This window comes from Bacillus cereus group sp. BfR-BA-01441, from assembly GCF_022663075.1.
In the GTDB taxonomy this organism is placed as follows: Bacteria; Bacillota; Bacilli; order Bacillales; family Bacillaceae_G; genus Bacillus_A; species Bacillus_A cereus.
Genome location: NZ_JAKUEU010000107.1, coordinates 1 through 14,121, shown reverse-complemented (window position 1 = coordinate 14,121; position 14,121 = coordinate 1). Strand labels below are relative to the sequence as shown.

Here is a 14,121-nt window from a genome sequence, read left to right as displayed (position 1 = left end):
TATATAAAGCAACAAAAAAGCAATGGGAAGTTAAGTGGAGCCTATATTTGTCGTTTCTTGTCGGTAAGTCGATATATTTGGGAAATCGCCGATATAAGTTGCAGAATCGCTGATAAATTTGGAAAATAGCCGATATAAGTTGCGGAATCGCTCATATAATTTCATGTACCTATAAAAAAAGAAACAGGAATCCCTGTTTCTTTTTTAATACTGCATTTTCGCGTTTTCTCCAGCTGTCGTTCCGGCAATTCTACCAGTAACAAGGGCTGATGTAATATTATAGCCACCAGTATAACCATGAATATCAAGAACTTCTCCGCAGAAATATAAGCCGTTCGTAAATTTAGAAGACATTTCTTTCGGATTAATTTCTTTCACGGATACACCGCCGCCAGTAACGAATGCTTTTTCAATTGACTGCGTACCATTTACATTCACAGTAAACTCTTTAAAGTCTTTCACAAGTGCACGAATCTTTTCGTGAGAAACTTGTCCAGCTTGTTCGCTGCCGTCAATTTCATTTTTTTCTAATAAGAATAGGAAGTAACGTTCAGGAACATAACCTTTTAAAACGTTTTTAATTCCTTTTTTCGGATCTTCTTTCATTTGTTTCAGCATGCGCTGAAATAGTTGTTCACTATTTTCCTCTGGCAATGCATCAATACTCATTTGTATTGTATTCGTTTTAAACTTTTTCAGTGCTTTCACGACGAATTGGCTACAGCGAAGAGCAGCAGGTCCAGATAGGCCGAAATGAGTGAAGAGCATGTCCATTTTGTGAGAAATGATAGCTTTTCCTTTCGGGTTTAATACACTTAAGTTTATATCACGTAAAGCAAGACCTTGTAATGAGCGGTCACGTATAAACGGCTCGTTTGAAAGGATAGGTACTTCTGTTGGGAATAATTCTGTGATTGTATGACCCGCTTTTTCAGCCCAAGCATATCCGTCTCCAGTAGATCCAGTTTGAGGAACTGATTTTCCGCCAACAGCGATAACGACGTGATTTGTTTCTAACACTTCGCCTGTTTGCAGTATAACTGCTTTTGTTTGACCATTTTCATATTCAATCGTTTCAACAGGCGTATTTGTACGAATTTTTACACCTAAGTCTTTTAATCGTGTTAAAAGTGCGTCTACAACAGATTGTGCTTTGTTTGACACAGGGAACATGCGACCGTGGTCTTCTTCTTTCAATTTAACACCGAGATTTTCGAAGAATGTAATAATATCTTCATTATTAAAAATAGAAAAAGCGCTGTATAAGAAGCGACCGTTTCCTGGTATATGTTTAACAATTTCATCAAGTGGTAGACGGTTCGTTACGTTACAGCGTCCGCCACCAGAAATTGCAAGTTTACGCCCAAGTTTATTTCCTTTATCAAGAAGTAAGACATTTGCGCCTTCTTCTGCAGCACCAATTGCAGCCATTAGCCCAGAAGGACCGCCGCCGATGACAATAACATCATAATGCATAATATATCGACCTCATTTTCTACATTTCCTGCCTAAAAGAATAGCATGTTTTCCCTTAAAAGAAAAATAGAGTGAAGTACTGCTTAATGAGAGAATTGTGGTACAATACAAAAGTTAGAGTTCAGCACTATCCTGCCATTTGTAGGCGATAAGACTAAAACCTCAAGATTTAGGAGAAGTAAATAGGGAGTCTGTTAGCCTGTAAATGCTCGAATGGTTCAACTAATAAGGAGTAGGAGAGAAGTCTCCAACTAATTATAGTTTCACTTTATGTAGATGTAGGAGGATTTTTGTATGTCCGATTCGAAATTTCTGCGCGGAACGCTTATTGTTACGCTAGGGACATTTTTAGTAAAGTTCTTAGGCATGATTTACGTCTTTCCGTTTCATGCATTAGTAGGAACAGAAGGCGGAACGCTCTATACATATGGATACATTCCATATACGATCTTTTTAAGTATCGCAACGGCAGGTGTGCCACTTGCTGTTTCAAAATTTGTTTCCAAATATAATGCGCTTGGCGATTATAAAACGAGCCGGAGAATGTTCCGCTCGGGAATGGTTATGATGATAGTAACAGGAGTTCTTTCGTTCCTAGTACTGTATATGACGGCGCCATTGTTTGCAGAAGCGATGCTTGGTAAACAAAGTATACACAATAATGTAGGAGAAGTTACGACGATCATTCGTCTTGTAAGCTTCGCGCTTATTGTTGTACCAGCAGCGAGTTTAATTCGTGGTTATTTCCAAGGTCACCAGTCTATGGGACCAACTACCGTTTCACAAATTATTGAACAAATTATTCGTATCGTCTTTTTATTAGCAGGTAGTTTTATCGTTATTAAAGTACTTGGCGGTACAGTTGCAACAGCAGTTGGAGTAGCGACATTTGCTGCGTTCGTTTCAGCGGTTGGAGCACTCGGTGTGTTAATTTGGTACTGGCTAAAACGTAAAAAATATTTGGATCAATATTTAATTGAACAAACTGTACCAGAATCAACAGTAAGCACCGTTCAATTGTTTAAAGAGTTATTTGCATATGCGATTCCTTACGTTGTAATTGGGTTAACAATTCCTTTATATCAACAAATTGATACATTGACATTTAACTCAATTATGCAGGCGATTGGTCAAGGTGATATCGCAGAGCGAGCTCTCGGTATTTTCACAATGTGGACGCATAAGTTAATTATGATTCCTGTATCACTTGCAACAGCGTTTAGTTTAACGCTTGTACCAGCAATCACAAAATCATTTACTGAAAAACAATACCGCTATTTGAAATTACAAATTACACAAACATTCCAGGCAAATATGTTTTTAACATTGCCAGCAGTTGTCGGTATTTCTTCACTTGCATATCCAATTTATACTGCGTTTTACGATTCAGATCCACTAGGTGGACAAGTATTAATGTGGTATGCACCAGTTGCGTTGTTATTCGCTTTATTTACAGTAACAGCAGCAATCCTGCAAGGTATTAACCAGCAGAAGCATGCGATTATTGCGCTTATAATGGGCGTTATTTTGAAATTTGTATGTAACGTAATCTTTATTCGTTATTTCGGTACAGTAGGAGCAATTCTAGCGACAGCAGTTGGTTTCTTAGCTTCTGTTTGGTACACAAATCAACAAATTAAAAAATACGCACACTATTCATTCGGTGTTGTATATAAAAGAACATTCCAAATTGCAGTACTGACACTTATAATGGTCGTTGCTGTAAAACTATCACAATGGATTCTATCCTTCATGATTTCGCCTGATGGCCGTATTGGTGCTCTTATAACAGTTGCGATTTGTGCAGGTATTGGCGGTCTTGTTTACGGATTGTTAGCAATTCGCACAGGAGTACTTGAAAGAGTATTTGGTGGAGAAGCATTAGATAAAATTCAACGTAAACTTGGTAGTAGATTTAAAATAAAGTTGAAATCAAGAGGGGCGTAATTACGTCCCCTTTTCTATGATAAATAAAGAAGGTGAAAAACGTGAGATTAGATAAATTATTAGCAAATATGGGATATGGAAGTAGAAAAGAAGTAAAGAAATTATTGAAAGATGGCGTTGTGAAAATTGATGGAACGCCAGTAAAAGATGCGAAAGTTCATGTAAATGTAGAAGAGCAAGAAGTTATGATTCACGGTGAAGTTGTGGAATACAAAGAATTTGTTTACTTAATGATGCATAAACCACAAGGTGTTATTTCAGCGACGGAAGATGATAATCATGAAACAGTAATAGATTTATTAGAATTAGAAGATGCAATCTTTGATCCGTTCCCAGTTGGACGACTTGATATCGATACGGAAGGCTTCTTATTGATAACAAATGATGGGAAGTTATCACATCAATTATTATCTCCGAAAAAGCATGTGCCGAAAAAATATTATGCACACGTTGCAGGAGTAGTAACAGAAGAGGATGTAAAAGAATTTGCTAAAGGTGTTATTTTAGACGATGGCTATGAAACAAAGCCAGGTGCACTTACAATATTGAAAAGCGATGATGTTTCTGAAATTGAGCTTGTGATTACGGAAGGGAAATTCCATCAAGTGAAGCGTATGTTTGAAGCGGTAGGAAAAAAAGTAGTCTACCTAAAGAGAACAGAGATGGGTCCGTTAGTATTAGATGAAGAACTAGAACTTGGACAATACCGAGAGCTAACAGATGAAGAAGTAGAAATGTTAAAAACATATCAAGTAGATACTGAAAAGTAGTACCTTTATAGGCGCAGAAAAGACCCCTTTCTAATTATTAGAAAGGGGTATGTATTTATTATTTACCATACAATTATTTTTCGTTATGAGGTCATTCTCACTTTCTTTCCTGTTGTTGTCCACTTACCGCGGCAAGGGCTATACACGAGTTCATTAAACTGCAACACATTTAGATCACGTTGTATCGTTCGCGGTGTGATCCCGAACTCATCTACAAGGTCTTTCGTCGTTACCGTTCCGTTTTCATTGATGTACATATAAATTGATTTAATGCGTGTTAGCATACGAGTAGTTGTAGGTTTCAAGAGAAAACCACTCCTCTACTAGTTTTTTTGACCCCATTCAGGAAAGAAGGTCGTTACTACCATTGTACTCTACATGATAAAATTCATGCTTTAATCTACTTAAATTTTACAGAAATTTAACAAATATTCATATAGAAAAATATTGGTAGTTGACATTGTATATATGGTCAGTCAACTAACACATAAAATTCTACGTAAAACGCCAAATTCCTGCAAATTTTTTTGAAAAAACAAAAGAAAAACTAATAAGAAATATCTGAAATATTACAATTGTTCGGTATTTAGTTTTCGTGTATGGCATAAGAGATTTCTGTTTGTTATGATGAAAGAAACAATATAGTGAAGGATGGATGCGTGATGTCAGCGATTAATTGGACAGAAGAAGTTGCAAAACGAAAAGATGATTTAATTCGTGATACACAACAATTTTTACAAATTAAAAGTGTATGGGAAGAAGAATCTGCGAAAGAGGGCGCACCATTCGGTGAAGGTGTAGAAAAAGCTCTATCTTTCATGTTACATAAAGGAGAAGCTGAAGGTTTTGCTTCTAAAAATTTAGAAGGATATGCAGGTCATCTTGAAATGGGACAAGGAGAAGAATTAGTAGGTATTCTTTGTCACGTTGACGTTGTACCAGAAGGAGATGGCTGGACGACTCCCGCATATAGTGCGGATATTCGCGATGGAAAGATTTTTGCACGTGGTGCAATTGACGATAAAGGCCCAACGATGGCAGCATATTATGCAATGAAAATTGTGAAAGAATTAGGCTTACCTCTTTCAAAACGTGTTCGTATGATTATAGGAACAGATGAGGAAAGCAATTGGAAATGTGTAGATCACTACTTTAAAAATGAAGAAATGCCAACAATTGGTTTTGCACCGGATGCAGACTTTCCAATTATTAATGCAGAAAAAGGAATTTCTGATATACAAGTTGTGCAAAATGGTAGTGAAGAGAAAAAAGGTACATATGAACTTGTTTCATTTGATTCAGGGCGCCGTTTAAATATGGTTCCTGATTTTGCAGAAGCAGTTATCACAGGAGAAGATGTAAATGCACTTACAGTAGCATATGAAGAGTATTTACAAACTGCTAAAAAAATAGGGAAATCGACTATAGAAGGAAATACAGTGACGTTGCAAATAGAAGGAATTTCAGCGCACGGATCTACTCCTGAAAAAGGAGAAAATGCAGGTTTATTATTAGCAAACTTCTTAACTACAGTTTCACTTGATGGAAAAGCAACTGCATTTGCGACATTTGCAACAGAAACATTTACTGGTGATATTTTTGGTGAAAAAGCTACTATTGCTTACAAAGATGAAATTAGCGGTCCGTTAACAGTGAATGTCGGTCGCATTTCTTATACGAAAGAAAACGGTGGTAACTTAGGGCTAAACGTACGTTACCCAGTTACAACTAACTTTGAAGAAATAATTGTGAAGTTGAAAGAATATGTTGGTACGCATGGTTTTGAAGTGGCTGACTATTCTAATTCTCGCCCACATCACGTCGATAAAGATCACGTATTAATCCGTACGTTACAACGTGTGTATGAAGAACAAACAGGTGAAAAAGCAGAACTATTAGCAATCGGCGGCGGTACTTATGCTCGTTCATTAAAAGCTGGTGTGGCATTTGGCCCGCTATTCCCTGGAAAAGAAGAACTTGCGCATCAAAAAGATGAGTATATCGAAATTGAAGACTTATTGAAAGCAACAGCAATTTACGCGCAAGCAATTCATGAATTAGCGAAGTAATGGATATATAAATAATGTCCGCTCTCTATTTTGGAGAGCGGCTTCTTTTTACCTGAATGAGATAAGAAAGAAAAGCAACAATAGAAAAGAAGGAGAAGATGTACATGGAACTGCATTATTTTGTCGCAATTACGTTACCGAATCATATAAAAGAAATGCTGTCTAACTATAAAGAGGATATGCAAGAGGAATTACAATTTCGTTCATGGGTACATAAAGAAGACTATCATATTACCCTTTCATTTTTAGGGAGTGCAACGGGGGAACAATTAGAGGGAATAAAGAATGGATTACAAACAATTGCAGAAACAAAAGAACTATCGTTCACATTACAAGGTTTTTCAACGTTTGGTAGGGAAGATCAGCCTCGTATTTTTTGGGCGAAGGTAAGTGAGAATCACGATTTGTTTCAGTTGCAAAAGCAAACACATGCCATTTGTGAAGAAAATGGATTTTCTCTAGAAACACGCCCATATCACCCGCATATTACCGTTGCTCGTAAATGGATAGGAGAAGAAAAGTTTCGTTTAGAAAGTATAAAAGAAGTGCCTGAAATATCATTTCAAGCAGATACAATTACTTTATACGAATCCCACGTGAAAGAAACCCCGAAGTATAAATCGATTGCTGAAATAAAATTACAAAAATAGAATGTTGAAAACGTTTTTTATGCAGGTGAATATACTATAGAGAAGAATGGAGTTACTGTATAGAGTCTTGTTGATAAGAAAAGCCTTATCATTTGCAGCTCATTTTATCTCGCCTAATTGGTGAAGGCTAATAATAAGTGAGGATGGAAAAATTTTCTCGCTCATTAAAGTTTCACTTTATTTTAACTTTGAGAATGATGGTGATTTTTTTATGTTGAAAGTAAAACGTCCATTTGATGCCTATTTAGATGAAATGAATAAAATTACAATTTTGCTCCCACATGCGTATGGAACAAGTCGGACATTTCGTTTGCAAGAAGGAAGTAATGTGAAAGATTTACCGATTGCTCATACTATTGCGCTTCCAGATGCAACGAAGTATGAGTGCTTTATAGAAGAGCCGCTAGATGTGGGGAAGTATTATACAGTACGAGATGAACGGAATGAAGAAACTGATTTACAAATAGGTGCTGTTATTCGAACAAAAAGTTTCGATGAAAAGTATTATTACGAAGGTACAGATTTAGGTGCTGTTTATCAAAAAGAAGAAACGACATTTAAAGTATGGGCCCCAACTGCAAGGCTTGCGAAAGTAAGAATTTATAAGAGCGATAAAGAATATACCGATCATGAAATGTACAGGGGAGAAAACGGAGTTTGGATTCAAACATTACAAGGTGATTTAGACGGAGCACGCTATACATTTCTCGTTTGTATTAATTTAATATGGAACGAAGCTGTAGATCCTTATGCAAAGTCGGTGACGGTAAATGGAAAACATGGTGTTGTTATCAATTTAGAAAAAACGAATGTAACAAGACGAGAGGGATTACCAACATTACAATCAATGACAGATGCCATATTGTATGAACTGCATATTCGTGATGCGACTATACATCCAAATAGTGGAGTAATTCAAAAGGGAACATATAAAGGATTGATGGAAGAGGGAACAACAGGACGGAATGGGACATTAACAGGGTTGTCCCATATAAAAGATTTAGGTGTTACACATGTTGAACTATTACCTTTATATTGTTTCGGTGGTGTAGATGAGGCGAATCCTTCGTCCGCCTATAATTGGGGATATAATCCATTATATTACAATGCACCAACAGGATATTATGCTACAAACCCCTCTGATCCGTATAACAGGATAGTTGAGTGCAAACAACTAATTGAAACATTTCATGAACAAGGTATTAGGGTGATTATAGATGTTGTCTATAATCATGTTTATGAAAGAGAGCTATCATCATTTGAAAAGCTTGTTCCAGGATACTATTTTCGTCATGGTGAAGATGGTATGCCTTCTAATGGGACGGGAGTCGGAAATGATATAGCGTCTGAACGGAAAATGATGAGGAAATTCATTGTAGAGTCTATTTTATATTGGCTTACTGAATACAATGTCGATGGATTCCGATTCGACTTAATGGGAATTTTAGATGTTGATACAATGAATATGATAGAAAAAGAAGTGCGAAACATAAAACGAGATGCTTTGTTATTAGGAGAAGGATGGGATTTACAAACACCGCTTCCTGCCAAAGAAAAAGCAACGTTAAATAATGCGAAGAAAATGCCACATATCGCGCAGTTTAATGATCAATTTCGTGATGGGATAAAAGGGAGTACATTTCATATAAATAAGCGTGGTTTTGCATTTGGTGGGCATGTAGACTGTAATCATTTGCAGTATATTGCAGCAGGAAGTCTTTTAAGTATGAAAGAAACAGGGCTGTTTCTAGAGCCAGCGCAAAGCATTAACTATGTAGAATGTCATGATAATATGACGATGTGGGATAAACTAGTGCGCAGTAATGAAGAATCAGAAACGATTTTGAAAAAACGTCACCTGTTAGCGAGCGCAATGGTTATTCTTTCACAAGGCATTCCTTTCTTACACGCAGGGCAAGAGTTTTATCGTACGAAGAAAGGAAATGAAAATAGTTATAATGCAAATGATGAGATCAATCAATTAGATTGGGATCAAAAAGAGAAAGAGATAGAGACTGTTAACTATATAAAAGGTTTAATTGCGATTCGTAAAGAGCATGGGGCATTCCGATTACAAAGCGCAGACCTTATAAAAAAACATATGACTTTTTTACAAACATCTACAGAAGTACTTGCATATCACCTAGAGCATGCAGAAACGTTTGGGCCATGGAAAGAGATTATCGTCTTATTTAATAGCGGTTTAGAAGCTAAAACTGTGCAACTTCCGAAAGAAGCAACGTGGCATGTGTTAGTAAACGAAAACGAAGCGAAAATAGAGCCAATTTCTTCATTTAGAGGAAAGGAACTTAAGCTCGCTCCAATTAGCACGTATATATTGACGATAATGTGACAAATCGCTACTTGACGATGAGAATGTAATAAATGTAGAATTGACAAAGGTGACGATTTTGATAAGTTGTCATTCTATGACAGGTTTTGTAAAATAAAATAGAGGATTTTTGGCTTAGGCTAATTTTTCTTTTCATTTACAGTAAAATATATGAATCCACAACATGTGTAGAAATGTTGCGGTTTTTCTTTTCATAACTATAAAAGATAAGGATTTGTTAACGGGTAATGAATATGGAATGGTTGGAACAATTATTAGGAAAAGAGTGGAGTCTTGTACCGGCTGGTGGAGTAACGGGCGATGCATATATTGCGCAAAACGGACAACAGAAGTTATTTTTAAAGCGGAATACATCGCCCTTTTTAGCGGTATTGTCAGCAGAAGGAATTGTTCCAAAATTACTTTGGACAAGAAGGGTAACGAATGGTGATGTAATTTCTGCTCAAAAATGGCTTCCGGGACAGAAGCTAGAGCCAGAGGATATGAAACTAGAACGTGTTGCGAAACTTTTGAAGAAAATACACTCCTCTAAAGCGCTTGTACAGATGATTCAAAGACTTGGGAAGCAGCCGCTTCACGCACAAGAGTTATTACAACAACTGCAACTCGTTTTAAGAGGAGATATAAGGGATGATGAAACAATTCAGCAAGGCCTTCAATATTTAATGGATTCATTAAAAGCTATTGAATACAATGAATTCGTTGTATGCCATTGTGATGTAAATCATAACAACTGGCTATTGTCGGATGAAGATGAATTGTTTTTAATTGATTGGGATGGAGCTGTAATTGCTGACCCAGCTCTAGACCTCGGTATGTTATTATATTGGTACATTCCGCGCCAGGAATGGAGTGAGTGGCTCGGTTACTATGATATTGAAATGGATGAATCGCTGCTTAGGCGTATGAGATGGTATGTGATAGCACAAACGATTTTGTCTATTCAATGGCATACAACAAAAAAACAGCAAGCAGAAGCTGAATATTGGCATCAATATTTACAGCAACTACTTGCTTCAGAATGATACTTAAGAAAAATTGTCCATTCCAGCAATCCACTGAGTAAGTTGTTCTTGATTATTGGAAATATGGTTGTCCAAATTAGAGGAAGATTTACCCGATTGACTATAAGAATATACATCGTTTAGCATTGTTTTAGCGTCACTACTTATATTATCGTTTGCGAGTAACGATTGAATGAGGCGCTCTAATTGCTCGCATTCTGAAACTGTCCCGCAGCAATCACTTTGGTGGTTGACTAAAATATCTTTCAGCACTTCTAATTGATGTTGTTGATTAATTGGCATGAACGGATCATCCTTTCGATTGTTTTTCTCTTCAAATGTAAGAGAAAAAGCTGTTTCGTCATGGAATGTTTAATGCTGTATGTAGTTTTTATCAAAATGGTACATCTTATACTTGAAAGAAACGGACCGAGTGCTCGTACGTACTTGGTTTTTTGTTTGGTAGATTGATTAAAAAAGAAAGAAGGAATTATTCCTTTAAAATAGCTATGTAAAGAGAGGGAAACATCTATGCGTTTAAGACATAAACCGTATGCAATGGATCGAATTAATGAATATTCACATATCGTAATCGGAAACCCAGAGGAGCGCGCTGGTAGCTGGAAAGAAGTATTTGGAAACGAACAACCAATTCACATTGAAGTAGGTACAGGTCGTGGCCGCTTCATGTATGATATGGCGAAAGCGAATCCACATATTAATTATATTGGAATTGAAAAATTCACAAGTGTTGTTGTAGATGCACTTGATAAATTAATTGAAGAAGAATTACCAAACTTAAAGTTAATTAATAAAGATGCTGAAGATTTAACAGTTTTCTTTGCGAAAGGTGAAATTGATCGCGTTTATTTAAACTTCTCAGATCCATGGCCAAAGAAACGTCATACGAAGCGTCGTTTAACGTATAAAACATTTTTACGTAATTACGAAGAAGTGTTAGTAGAAGGCGGAGAAATTCATTTCAAAACAGATAACCAAGGTTTATTTGAATATTCTCTTATGAGTATGGCTGAGTATGGTATGTTACTAACGTACTTAAGCTTAGATCTTCATAACAGCGACTTTGAAGGTAACATCATGACTGAATACGAAGAGAAATTCTCTAGTAAAGGTCATCGTATTTACCGAGTTGAAGCAAAATATCGTACAGAGCCTATGCAGTAATGCGTAGGTTTTTTTACACCTAAAATAATCAGAATTTTATGTTAAGATTAATTAAAAAGGGGGATGTGTAATGGAACAGTTACAAATTGGAGATATAAAAGTAACGTGGTTAAAAGGCGGGAATACACATTTAGATGGAGGCGCAATGTTTGGAGTCGTGCCGAAAGTACTTTGGTCACGTAAATATAAACATAATGACACAAATCATATTTATTTACGAACAGATCCGTTACTTTTGCAAACGAAAGACGGAAATATGCTCATTGATTCCGGGATAGGAAACGGTAAGCTGAATGAGAAGATGAAACGAAATCAAGGTGTAACAGAAGAATCATCGGTTTATGAATCATTAGAAAAATTAGGATTAAAGCCTGAAGATATCGACTACGTCTTGATGACACATCTTCATTTTGATCATGCATCTGGTCTAACAAAATGGGAAGATGATCACCTTGTACCGGCATTTCCACATGCGAAAGTTTACGTAAGTGAAACAGAATGGAATGAAATGAAGAATCCAAACATTAGATCACGTAATACATATTGGAAGGAAAATTGGGAGCCAATTGTAGATCAAGTTGTTACGTTCCAGCAAGAAATAGAAATTACAGATGAAATCAAGATGGCACATACGGGTGGGCATAGTGATGGACATGCAGTCATCATTTTGGAGAGTCAAGGGGAAACGATGCTACATTTAGCAGATCTTTTGCCGACGCACGCGCATCAAAATGTATTATGGGTAATGGCATACGATGATTATCCGATGACCTCGATTGAAAATAAACAAAAATGGATGAAGTATGGTGCTGAAAAAGAGGCATGGTTTACGTTTTACCATGACGCATATTATCGCGCTGTGAAGTGGAATGAGGAAGGTCATATCGTAGAAAAAATAGAACGGAAAACGAGTATAGAAGCATAAAAATAGGAGGTTGTTCCATCATATTTATTGGAGCAGCTTCTTTTTTATTGTCGGGTTTTGTCGGTAAGTCGATATATTTAAAAAATCGCTGATATAATTTTAATCAATACCCGCAATTTCAAAAAAATAAGAGGTTCACCTAATGGGAACCCTCCGTTTTATGCTGCTATAACCTCTAAAACAGTACCTGTTTTAGCATCAACTAAAAATTCAAATCGTTCTTGTATATCATTTAACATCGTTGTAAGACCGCCGCGATAAACTTCATATGCGACATCATATTTTTCAAATGTCTCTGGAACCATATGTACCCAAGAGCCAGTAATTTCACCTTTATGACTTAATGCTTGTTTCACCATTTTCAATGCTTTTTCTGAAGAAATATGGGATTGTTCTTGTACTTTGTTTGCAACGAGATAACCAGCTGCGAACCCAACGCCAAGACCTGCTACTAAACCTTTCCAGCTCATATATTCACCTCAATTCTATAAAATAAAAATAGTGTACCAATAATAATTATAAAGCAAATACAGCTAAAAAAGAAGAAACTAGAAACATTTCGAAAATTTCGTTACAATAAAAGAGGTATTCTACTAAGGTTTGAAAGAAGGGGACTTCGTGAATAAAGAGACATTGCAATTATTTCGTACGTTAACAGAATTACAAGGTGCATCAGGTTTTGAACATGATGTACGCCGTTTTATGAAACAAGAATTAAGCAAATATGCGGATGAAATTGTACAAGACGGTTTAGGTAGCGTATTTGGTCTGAAAAAAGGGGACGAAACTGGCCCACGTGTTCTTGTAGCAGGTCATATGGATGAAGTAGGTTTCATGGTTACGCAAATTACGAAAAACGGAATGCTTCGTTTTCAAACGTTAGGCGGCTGGTGGAGCCAAGTTTTATTAGCACAGCGTGTACAAGTTATGACGAAGAATGGTCCTGTTATTGGGGTTGTTGGTTCTATTCCTCCTCATTTATTAAGTGACGCGCAACGTGCAAAACCGATGGATATAAAAAATATGTTAATTGATATAGGTGCAGATAGTTATGAAGATGCGATTGAAATTGGTGTAAAACCAGGACAACAAATCGTGCCGATCTGCCCGTTTACACCGATGGCAAATGAGAAGAAAATTATGGCGAAAGCTTGGGACAACCGTTACGGATGTGGTCTTGCAATCGAATTGTTAAAAGAATTAAAAGACGAAACATTACCAAATACATTATATTCTGGTGCTACTGTACAAGAAGAAGTAGGTCTTCGCGGAGCGCAAACCGCTGCAAATATGATTCAACCAGACATTTTCTATGCGCTTGATGCAAGTCCAGCAAACGATGCATCTGGTGACAAAACACAGTTCGGTCAATTAGGAAAAGGTGCTCTTCTTCGTATTTACGATCGCACGATGGTAACACATAGAGGAATACGCGAATTCATTTTAGATACAGCAGAAACAAACAACATTCCGTACCAATACTTTATTTCACAAGGTGGTACAGATGCGGGCCGTGTACATACAAGTAACTCTGGTATCCCATCAGCAGTAATTGGTGTTTGTGCGCGCTACGTTCATACACATGCTTCAATTTTACATGTTGATGATTATGCAGCGGCGAAAGAATTAATTACGAAGCTTGTAAGAACAACAGATAAAACGACGTTAGAGACAATTAAGAATAACGCGTAGAGAGGAAGAAGGGCTGAAGAGCCTTTCTTTTTTTAGCTTGAATAGATGAC

At 36.7% G+C, this 14,121-nt stretch carries 13 protein-coding genes; 9 read left to right on the top strand and 4 right to left on the bottom strand.

Features of this window, described 5'->3' with window-relative positions; all coding sequences use genetic code 11:
• Positions 1 to 204: 204 nt before the first annotated feature.
• Positions 205 to 1,476 (bottom strand): BaiN/RdsA family NAD(P)/FAD-dependent oxidoreductase, encoded by a 1,272-nt coding sequence (locus MR107_RS26660; protein WP_000558859.1) that lies wholly within the window; start codon positions 1,474 to 1,476, stop codon positions 205 to 207.
• Positions 1,477 to 1,770: 294 nt separating this feature from the next.
• On the opposite strand from MR107_RS26660, the gene MR107_RS26655 reads away from it, so the two are divergent.
• Both MR107_RS26655 and MR107_RS26650 read left to right on the top strand, forming a co-directional pair.
• Positions 1,771 to 3,423: a putative polysaccharide biosynthesis protein gene (locus MR107_RS26655; protein ID WP_001284028.1), complete on the top strand. Its 1,653-nt coding sequence runs from the start codon at positions 1,771 to 1,773 to the stop codon at positions 3,421 to 3,423.
• A 41-nt stretch (positions 3,424 to 3,464) separates the two neighbouring features.
• Positions 3,465 to 4,193, top strand: a complete 729-nt coding sequence (locus MR107_RS26650) for a pseudouridine synthase (protein ID WP_048656115.1) — start codon at positions 3,465 to 3,467, stop codon at positions 4,191 to 4,193.
• 83 nt (positions 4,194 to 4,276) lie between these two features.
• Here the strand turns inward: MR107_RS26650 and MR107_RS26645 are convergent, their stop codons facing one another.
• Positions 4,277 to 4,498 (bottom strand): DeoR family transcriptional regulator, encoded by a 222-nt coding sequence (locus MR107_RS26645; protein WP_000805512.1) that lies wholly within the window; start codon positions 4,496 to 4,498, stop codon positions 4,277 to 4,279.
• A gap of 357 nt (positions 4,499 to 4,855) precedes the next feature.
• On the opposite strand from MR107_RS26645, the gene pepV reads away from it, so the two are divergent.
• The 4 genes from pepV (at position 4,856) to MR107_RS26625 (ending at position 10,290) form a co-directional block, all read left to right on the top strand.
• Positions 4,856 to 6,262 carry a dipeptidase PepV gene (gene pepV / locus MR107_RS26640; protein ID WP_071740223.1) on the top strand — a complete coding sequence of 469 codons (1,407 nt, stop codon included), beginning with the start codon at positions 4,856 to 4,858 and terminating at the stop codon, positions 6,260 to 6,262.
• A gap of 104 nt (positions 6,263 to 6,366) precedes the next feature.
• Positions 6,367 to 6,912, top strand: a complete 546-nt coding sequence (gene thpR, locus MR107_RS26635) for an RNA 2',3'-cyclic phosphodiesterase (RefSeq protein WP_242292911.1) — start codon at positions 6,367 to 6,369, stop codon at positions 6,910 to 6,912.
• A 211-nt stretch (positions 6,913 to 7,123) separates the two neighbouring features.
• A complete protein-coding gene (pulA, locus tag MR107_RS26630) occupies positions 7,124 to 9,265 on the top strand; it encodes a type I pullulanase (RefSeq protein ID WP_000921750.1) in 2,142 nt (713 codons plus the stop codon).
• Between the two features lie 227 nt (positions 9,266 to 9,492).
• Positions 9,493 to 10,290: a phosphotransferase family protein gene (locus tag MR107_RS26625; protein WP_001986674.1), complete on the top strand. Its 798-nt coding sequence runs from the start codon at positions 9,493 to 9,495 to the stop codon at positions 10,288 to 10,290.
• A 3-nt stretch (positions 10,291 to 10,293) separates the two neighbouring features.
• Here the strand turns inward: MR107_RS26625 and MR107_RS26620 are convergent, their stop codons facing one another.
• Positions 10,294 to 10,572, bottom strand: coding sequence for a YtzH-like family protein (locus MR107_RS26620; RefSeq protein WP_001122235.1), 279 nt, complete (start codon positions 10,570 to 10,572; stop codon positions 10,294 to 10,296).
• Positions 10,573 to 10,800: 228 nt separating this feature from the next.
• Here MR107_RS26620 and trmB point away from each other — a divergent pair, with 228 nt between their 5' ends.
• On the top strand, positions 10,801 to 11,454 hold the full coding sequence (gene trmB, locus MR107_RS26615; protein WP_001239385.1) for a tRNA (guanosine(46)-N7)-methyltransferase TrmB: 654 nt from the start codon (positions 10,801 to 10,803) through the stop codon (positions 11,452 to 11,454).
• Between the two features lie 70 nt (positions 11,455 to 11,524).
• Entirely contained in the window at positions 11,525 to 12,379 is an 855-nt protein-coding gene (locus MR107_RS26610) for a YtnP family quorum-quenching lactonase (RefSeq protein ID WP_088362720.1), read from the top strand.
• A gap of 158 nt (positions 12,380 to 12,537) precedes the next feature.
• Here MR107_RS26610 and MR107_RS26605 read toward each other — a convergent pair whose 3' ends face one another.
• Positions 12,538 to 12,849 carry a PepSY domain-containing protein gene (locus MR107_RS26605; protein ID WP_000118543.1) on the bottom strand — a complete coding sequence of 104 codons (312 nt, stop codon included), beginning with the start codon at positions 12,847 to 12,849 and terminating at the stop codon, positions 12,538 to 12,540.
• A gap of 148 nt (positions 12,850 to 12,997) precedes the next feature.
• Between MR107_RS26605 and MR107_RS26600 the strand changes: the two genes are divergently transcribed.
• Positions 12,998 to 14,071: a M42 family metallopeptidase gene (locus tag MR107_RS26600; protein WP_001031514.1), complete on the top strand. Its 1,074-nt coding sequence runs from the start codon at positions 12,998 to 13,000 to the stop codon at positions 14,069 to 14,071.
• Positions 14,072 to 14,121 lie beyond the last annotated feature (50 nt).

What these genes read in the sequence shown, in the direction of transcription:
- MR107_RS26660 (WP_000558859.1), bottom strand. Translation starts at nt 1,476, where the DNA reads ATGCATTATGATGTTATTGTCATCGGCGGCGGTCCTTCTGGGCTAATG.
- MR107_RS26655 (WP_001284028.1), top strand. Translation starts at nt 1,771, where the DNA reads ATGTCCGATTCGAAATTTCTGCGCGGAACGCTTATTGTTACGCTAGGG.
- pepV (WP_071740223.1), top strand. Translation starts at nt 4,856, where the DNA reads ATGTCAGCGATTAATTGGACAGAAGAAGTTGCAAAACGAAAAGATGAT.
- thpR (WP_242292911.1), top strand. Translation starts at nt 6,367, where the DNA reads ATGGAACTGCATTATTTTGTCGCAATTACGTTACCGAATCATATAAAA.
- pulA (WP_000921750.1), top strand. Translation starts at nt 7,124, where the DNA reads ATGTTGAAAGTAAAACGTCCATTTGATGCCTATTTAGATGAAATGAAT.
- MR107_RS26625 (WP_001986674.1), top strand. Translation starts at nt 9,493, where the DNA reads ATGAATATGGAATGGTTGGAACAATTATTAGGAAAAGAGTGGAGTCTT.
- MR107_RS26620 (WP_001122235.1), bottom strand. Translation starts at nt 10,572, where the DNA reads ATGCCAATTAATCAACAACATCAATTAGAAGTGCTGAAAGATATTTTA.
- trmB (WP_001239385.1), top strand. Translation starts at nt 10,801, where the DNA reads ATGCGTTTAAGACATAAACCGTATGCAATGGATCGAATTAATGAATAT.
- MR107_RS26610 (WP_088362720.1), top strand. Translation starts at nt 11,525, where the DNA reads ATGGAACAGTTACAAATTGGAGATATAAAAGTAACGTGGTTAAAAGGC.
- MR107_RS26605 (WP_000118543.1), bottom strand. Translation starts at nt 12,849, where the DNA reads ATGAGCTGGAAAGGTTTAGTAGCAGGTCTTGGCGTTGGGTTCGCAGCT.